General features: G+C 52.3%; 7 protein-coding genes. 2 read left to right on the forward strand and 5 right to left on the reverse strand.

Going from position 1 to position 6882, the window contains the following annotated elements; translation table 11 throughout:
- Positions 1 to 472 precede the first annotated feature (472 nt).
- Together LLF78_02180 and gltA are read left to right on the forward strand one after the other, a co-directional pair.
- Positions 473 to 1318, forward strand: coding sequence for a sulfide/dihydroorotate dehydrogenase-like FAD/NAD-binding protein (locus tag LLF78_02180; GenBank protein ID MCE5201308.1), 846 nt, complete (start codon positions 473 to 475; stop codon positions 1316 to 1318).
- Positions 1309 to 2718 (forward strand): NADPH-dependent glutamate synthase, encoded by a 1410-nt coding sequence (gene gltA, locus LLF78_02185; GenBank protein MCE5201309.1) that lies wholly within the window; start codon positions 1309 to 1311, stop codon positions 2716 to 2718. The genes LLF78_02180 and gltA overlap by 10 nt, the downstream gene beginning before the upstream one ends.
- Positions 2719 to 2836: 118 nt before the next feature.
- Here gltA and LLF78_02190 read toward each other — a convergent pair whose 3' ends face one another.
- The 5 genes from LLF78_02190 to trpC form a co-directional block, all read right to left on the reverse strand.
- Entirely contained in the window at positions 2837 to 3700 is an 864-nt protein-coding gene (locus tag LLF78_02190; protein ID MCE5201310.1) for a VIT1/CCC1 transporter family protein, read from the reverse strand.
- Positions 3701 to 3729: 29 nt separating this feature from the next.
- Positions 3730 to 4506: a tryptophan synthase subunit alpha gene (trpA, locus tag LLF78_02195; GenBank protein MCE5201311.1), complete on the reverse strand. Its 777-nt coding sequence runs from the start codon at positions 4504 to 4506 to the stop codon at positions 3730 to 3732.
- The gene (trpB, locus tag LLF78_02200) at positions 4499 to 5683 is read right to left on the reverse strand and encodes a tryptophan synthase subunit beta (protein MCE5201312.1); all 1185 of its coding nucleotides are present in this window, start codon (positions 5681 to 5683) and stop codon (positions 4499 to 4501) included. Before trpB ends, trpA begins: the two co-directional genes overlap by 8 nt.
- Positions 5680 to 6288: a phosphoribosylanthranilate isomerase gene (locus tag LLF78_02205; GenBank protein ID MCE5201313.1), complete on the reverse strand. Its 609-nt coding sequence runs from the start codon at positions 6286 to 6288 to the stop codon at positions 5680 to 5682. Before LLF78_02205 ends, trpB begins: the two co-directional genes overlap by 4 nt.
- Positions 6288 to 6882: indole-3-glycerol phosphate synthase TrpC (trpC, locus tag LLF78_02210; GenBank protein MCE5201314.1), on the reverse strand; the 595-nt coding region annotated here is incomplete at its 5' end. The genes trpC and LLF78_02205, both read right to left, overlap by 1 nt.

The following is a 6882-nucleotide window of genomic DNA, read 5'->3' on the forward strand; positions in this document are numbered from 1 at the left end:
ATCGTAATTATTTTATTCTTTTCGATATGATTTTTGCCGCCGCTATGATTATAACGCGTATCATACAGTTTATGCCCTATTGGAGAGCTGTTGGGGACTTTCCGGTAAAACCGCACAGCGGCTTACATTGTAAATAGTATCTAAAGACCGTTATTTGCGATCCCGCCATACCATTGTAACATTTTTTCGCTTACGGATGGTTTATATTTTAGGTAGGTATGGCATTGCAAATAACCTTGTTTTGTTATACATTTACATACGTTTGTTGATAATTTTACAGATATTAATTATTTCCACCGAACTCTCCCTCCGTCTTCCATATGATTCTAAGCGGGAGACGGGCGGTCGGAGTGCTTTACAGACTATCGCTCCCGTCCGGGGACCATGGCGAAAAAAAGGGAAAATGCTGTTAAGTCTCTGATCGCAACAGGGAAAAGTTCTGAGTTTCAATTATTTTTAGAGGAGGGTAACTATGTTTAAGGTCGTTTCAAAGCAAAAGCTCGCTCCCAAAGAGTTCGATCTGTGGGTCGAGGCATCGCGGGTCGCAAGCCACGCACAGGCAGGCCAGTTCGTCGTGCTGCGCGTTAATGACAAAGGAGAGAGGATACCTCTCACAATAGCGGATTATGACAGGGATAAGGGGCTTATACGCCTTATCTTCCAGGTTGTTGGAAAGACAACGGCGACAATGTCATGCCTTAATGTCGGAGACTCCATCCTTGACATATCGGGCCCGCTCGGTAAGCCCAGCGAGGTGGAAAAATACGGGACCGTAATGATGGTCGGCGGCGGAGTTGGCATAGCGGCTCTCTACCCGATAATCAAGGCGCTTAAGCTCGCCGGCAACAAGGTCATCACGATTCTCGGCGGACGGACCTCGGAGCTTGTCATAATGAAGGATGAATGTGCAAAGTACTCAGATGAGCTTATCGTCACGACGGACGACGGTTCGGAAGGGATGAAGGGCGTGGTCACCGAGGCGATGAAGATGATCGTCGAGCGCGGAGAAAAGATAGACAAATGCTGGTGCATAGGCCCCTCGATAATGATGAAGTTCGGCACAAAGGCGGCGGCGGAACTCGGCCTCCCCATAATCGTCTCCCTTAACCCGCTGATGCTCGACGGGACAGGGATGTGCGGCTGCTGCCGCGTAACTGTTGACGGCAAGATTTTCTTCGCCTGCGTCGACGGGCCTGAGTTTGACGGGCACAAGGTCAACTGGAACGAGTTCATGAGGCGGCTGTGCCAGTATAAGGACGAAGAAAAGATTTCAATGGAAAAATACGAAGCAGAAGTAGGTGGACCGACATGGCTGTAACATTTTCAAAATGGAAGACCCCTATCTCCGAGCAGGATCCTCAGGTCCGCAAGGGCAACTTCGGAGAAGTCTGTCTCGGATATACCCTTGAAGAGGGCATAAAAGAAGCAGGGCGCTGCCTTCAGTGCAAAACAAGGCCCTGTGTCGCCGGATGCCCTGTCGGCATAGACATCCCCGGGTTCATCAAGGCCGTTAAGGAAAACAACATGCCCGAGGCGGCTGCAATAATGGACAAATACACAAACCTTCCGGCAGTCTGCGGACGCGTCTGCCCGCAGGAATCTCAGTGCGAGGGATTATGCACGGTCGGGAAAATGCCCGGCTTTGAACCCGTAGCGATAGGAAAACTCGAGCGGCTCGTCGCGGACTGGAAATATGCCCAGACCGGACAAAAGACCGAAGCCCCCGCAGTGTCAGATAAGGGACGTGTCGCAGTAGTCGGCTCCGGGCCATCCGGCCTCACCGTTGCGGGCGACCTCGCAAAGATGGGCTATGCGGTCACGGTCTATGAGGCGCTCCATGCAGCCGGCGGAGTGCTAGTATATGGCATCCCAGAGTTCCGTCTCCCGAAAAAGATCGTAAAAATGGAGATTGACGCCATGAGGAAACTCGGCGTGGAGATAGAGTGCAATGCCGTGGTCGGCAAGAATATAACCATGCGGGAGATCATGGAAATGTATGATGCATGCTATATCGCGGTCGGCGCGGGAGCACCGCACTTCCAGGGCATCCCCGGCACGACGCTCAACGGCGTCTACTCGGCAAGCGAATATCTTACAAGGATCAACCTTATGCACGGCTACGAATTCCCTGATTTTGACACACCTACAAAGAAGTCGAAAAAAGTTGCGGTCATCGGCGGCGGAAACGTCGCAATGGACGCGGCACGTTCGGCCAAACGCCTCGGCGCCGAGGAAGTTACGATAGTATATCGTCGTTCGCTGAAAGAACTTCCCGCGCGTATAGAGGAATATCATCACGCCGTCGAAGAGGGCATAATATTCAACTGGCTCTCCAACCCAACGGAATACGTAGACAACGGAAACGGAGAACTCTGCGGCGTGAAGTGCATACGTATGGAGCTCGGCGAGCCGGATGCTTCCGGACGCAGGCGCCCGGTCCCTGTTGAGGGCAGCGATTTCTTCGTCGAGGCCGATTGCGCTATAGAGGCTATAGGACAGGGTTCAAACAAAGTCCTGCTCTCGACGTTCCCGGAGATGAAACTCAACAAATGGGGCTACATCGAAGCCGACCCGAAGACGGGCGCTACTTCCGTTCCCGGTGTTTACGCCGGCGGCGACATAGTCACCGGGGCGGCGACAGTGATCCTCGCGATGGGTGCCGGAAAGGATTCCGCGGCGGCGATAGACAAATATATCACGGAGAAAAAAAAGAAGTAAAAAGCGCTCCTATCAGTCCAATACGGCGGGACAAAGGCCGGGCAGTAAATAAAGCCCCCTTTGCCCCGCCGTTCGATATCGGGCACCGCATAACTCTTGAAAAAACTACAGGTCATGCCTACATCTGGATACCAAGCGTGACCCTGGCGATCCAGCCGATGCAGAATGAAAGGGCCGCGACACCGAAGCTGATAAATATCATTTCAAGAAACGCAGGCTTAAAAGGTTCCCTGCGTACGACCGATACATAGAACGTAAAAATGAATATTACAAGCCCTGCGTCGAAAAGGCATAAGACAAGCGCCATAACAGGGCTGGCGATGAAGAAATACGGCAGCAGAAGTATCGTTACGACAAGCATATATGTCATGCCGGTATAGACCGAGGCCTTCAGGGGATGGCGCTCGCCGGGGTCGTTCTTCCTGGAGAGGTATTCCGATGCCGCCATCGACAGAGTAGCCGCGCTTCCGGTTATAAACCCTGCCATACATATCGTCCTGCTGTCGCCCAGAGCGAAAGTAAATCCGGCAAGGGCGCCTGTGATCTCAACAAGCGCATCGTTGAGCCCCAGCACCATCGAGCTTATATATTTCAGCCGCTCCTCGTCGATCATGTCTATCAGAGCAGCTTCATGCTCCTGCTCCTCTTTATACACCGCAAGCGCCTCCGGGACTTCGGACGTTATGCCGGCGTACGCCTTCTGCGCTTCCTCTTCGCCGGCCTCCATCAAATTGATGACAAATGTCAGCCCAAAAATAAAAGCGAGCATGCGGTAGTATAAAATATTCAGCTTCCCCGGTTTTGGCGCGGCTCCGGTATATTTGCCCAATATCGCGGAATGCTTCTCCTCCTCCGAAGATATCTTTGCAAGCACTTCGCCGTTGTGTCCCTTGGCGCCCCTTGCCAGAATGCCGTAGACAACATGCTCGGTCGCCTCGTTCATCTGCATCCGGCGGATCATATCCAGGGTCTCCTGCTTCATCTGCTTCCCTCCCCCGTGCGAAGCCTGGCTCAAATATCGGCTATGGCATCTTTCATTGCTCTCACATACTCATAGATATACTGTCCCGCATCGGCGCCATGTTCTTCTATTATTTTTACGACAGCGCTTCCCACTATTACCCCGTCGGCTATGGCTGCGATCTTCGAGGCCTGCTCCGGCGTGCTGATCCCGAATCCGACTGCGGCCGGGATCGTACAGGATGTCCTTGCCAATTCGATTATCGACTTGAGATCTGTTTTAATTTCACTGCGTATCCCCGTTACGCCCATAGAGGAAACGATATACAGAAAGCCTTCGGCGTCCGAGGCTATCAGTCTTATCCTCTGATCCGAAGTCGGAGCGATGAGGGAAATGACGTCTATGTCATATCGCTGTGCCGGACGCCTCACCTCTTCCTTTTCCTCAAACGGGAGGTCAGGTATTATTATACCGTCTATGCCTGCCGTTTTACAGCGAGCGAAAAACGCGTCGTACCCGTATTTAAACACAGGGTTCAGATATGTCATGAACACAAGCGGGATGTCAGTTTTTTCCCGCAATGAGCAGACCATGTCAAAGATACCGTCAACCGTCGTCCCCGATGAAAGTGCGCGATTGTCGGCTTCCTGTATCACAGGGCCTTCCGCTATCGGATCTAAAAACGGGATCCCGATTTCCACCATATCAGCCCCACCGCGCACCATGTCAAATATAAAATCCTCTGTCTTCCGAAGCGAGGGGTCCCCTGCCGTTATAAACGGGATGAACGCCTTGCCGCCGCCGAAGGCATTTTTTATCCTACTCATGTATGTCAACTCCTCTGTAGCGCGCGATCGCCGCGACGTCTTTGTCTCCGCGTCCGGACAGGCAAATTATAACAATTTCGTCCTTATCCATTTTCGGCGCCGTTTTCATTACATGTGCGACAGCGTGGGCGCTCTCTATCGCGCATATGATCCCCTCCGTCTCTGCCAGATATTCAAATGCCCCGACAGCCTCGTCATCGGTCACGGCGACATACTCCGCCCTGCCTCTGTCGTAGAGGTCGGCATGTTCGGGACCTATCCCGGGGTAATCCAAACCCGCCGAGATAGAATATACCGGCGAGATCTGCCCCTGGTCGTTCTGGCAGAAGTAAGATTTCATGCCGTGAAAAACTCCGGGCGTCCCCGTTGTTATTGTCGCCGCGTGTCTTCCGGTATCGATACCGCGCCCTGCCGCCTCGCAGCCTATAAGCCTTACGGATCCATCTCCGATGAAGTTATAGAACATCCCCATCGCGTTGCTTCCGCCGCCGACACAGGCTACCACGGCATCAGGCAGTTTCCCCTCACATTCAAGGATCTGCGCACGCGCCTCTTTGCTTATAACGCTCTGAAAATCGCGGACGATCATAGGAAACGGGTGCGGTCCCATAACAGACCCAACCACATAATGCGTGTCCTCCACCCTTGAGACCCATTCTCTCATAGTCTCGTTGACCGCGTCCTTCAGAGTCATCGTCCCGCTCGTCACAGGGTGCACCTTGGCGCCGAGCAGCTCCATTCTGTAGACGTTCAGTGCCTGGCGCCCGGTATCCTCCTTGCCCATGAATATCTCGCATTCAAGGCCGAGCAGCGCCGCCGCGGTCGCGGCGGCAACTCCGTGCTGTCCGGCTCCGGTTTCCGCGATGATGCGCTTTTTGCCCATTTTTTTTGCCATAAGCGTCTGACCGAGAACGTTGTTTATCTTGTGCGACCCTGTATGGTTAAGATCTTCCCTCTTTAAGTATATTTTCGCGCCGCCAAGATCCTTCGACATTTTCTCTGCATAATACAGAAGGGACGGCCGTCCCGCGTAATTTTTCAAGAGCCTGTCCAGCTCCGCACAGAAATCAGGGTCATTTTTATAAAATCCATAAGACTTTTCAAGGTTGATCATCTCGTTCATAAGCGTCTCCGGAATGTACTGCCCTCCATGAACTCCATATCTGCCTCTGTTCATTTTATTCCCTCCTCGTGATCCCGTACTTCGCGTACTAATTTTAAAATTTTCTCCCTGTCTTTCCTTCCTCCGCTCTCCGCACCGCTGCTTACATCTATGCAGAAGGGCGAGAAAGAGAGCGCCTCTTTTATGTTCTGCCCATTGATGCCGCCGGCCATAAAAAACGGCCTTGTCTGATTTTTTAAAAACCGCCAGTCAAATTTTCCCCCGGTCCCCGCGCCGCCGTCATAAAGGATATAGTCGGCAGGACTGCTCTGTGCCCTGAATACATCTTTTTCCGTCCGGACACGGAATGATTTGATGACGGGGATGTCTGCTATGCCGCGCAGTTCTCTTATATATCCGTCATCCTCGTCTCCGTGCAGCTGGACTGTTTGGATTATGCCGTCCATATAAAGCCGCGCCACAACCTCGACTTTTTCATTTACAAAAACGCCTGCCGGCACGATATCCGCCCTCAATCCGCCGCGAAATCGCGCGGCCTCTTCGGCTGTCACTCTGCGGCGGCTTTCCGCAAACACAAACCCTATATAATCCGGACAGGCTTCGTTTACAAAATCAACATCACATGGACGGCACAGCCCGCATATTTTAATTTTAGGCACTAAATCACCCCCCTCAGGATCTCAAGTTCTTTTTTCTTATCCTCACTGCGCATCAAAGTTTCCCCGATAAGGACGGCGTCCGCTCCGCCGGCCCGTAAAGCCTCTACGTCAGACGCTGTTCTGATGCCGCTCTCCGCGACAAAAATTATATTTTCCGGCACAAATTCCCTCAGCCTCAGGCTCGTTGATATATCAATTTCAAATGTCCTCAGGTCGCGGTTGTTCACGCCGATGATCCGCGCTCCGGCATTTACGGCGGAAGATATTTCGGTTTTGTCATGTGCTTCAACTATTGCCGAAAGTCCCAGGCTGTCTGTCAGAGAGATATATTCGGAGAGCGTATCTGTATCCAGCAGCGCGCAGATCAGAAGGATCGCGGAAGCACCCAGTATTTTTGCCTCAAATATCTGATAGGGGTCAATTGTGAAATCTTTGCGCAGGACGGGTATATCCACATTTGATACGACCCCCCTCAGATATCCGTCCCTTCCCTGAAAATAAAACGGCTCGGTCAGTACCGAAATTGCGGAGGCCCCTGCCGCCTCATATTCTTTTGCTATATCAAGATAGGGAAATTTGTCCGCAATGACCCCT

The organism is Synergistaceae bacterium (genome assembly GCA_021372895.1).
GTDB lineage: Bacteria > Synergistota > Synergistia > Synergistales > Synergistaceae > JAJFTP01.

Coding starts and splice junctions, on each gene's coding strand:
- trpB (MCE5201312.1), bottom strand. CDS start 5,683: ATGAACAGAGGCAGATATGGAGTTCATGGAGGGCAGTACATTCCGGAG.
- gltA (MCE5201309.1), top strand. CDS start 1,309: ATGGCTGTAACATTTTCAAAATGGAAGACCCCTATCTCCGAGCAGGAT.
- trpA (MCE5201311.1), bottom strand. CDS start 4,506: ATGAGTAGGATAAAAAATGCCTTCGGCGGCGGCAAGGCGTTCATCCCG.
- LLF78_02190 (MCE5201310.1), bottom strand. CDS start 3,700: ATGAAGCAGGAGACCCTGGATATGATCCGCCGGATGCAGATGAACGAG.
- LLF78_02180 (MCE5201308.1), top strand. CDS start 473: ATGTTTAAGGTCGTTTCAAAGCAAAAGCTCGCTCCCAAAGAGTTCGAT.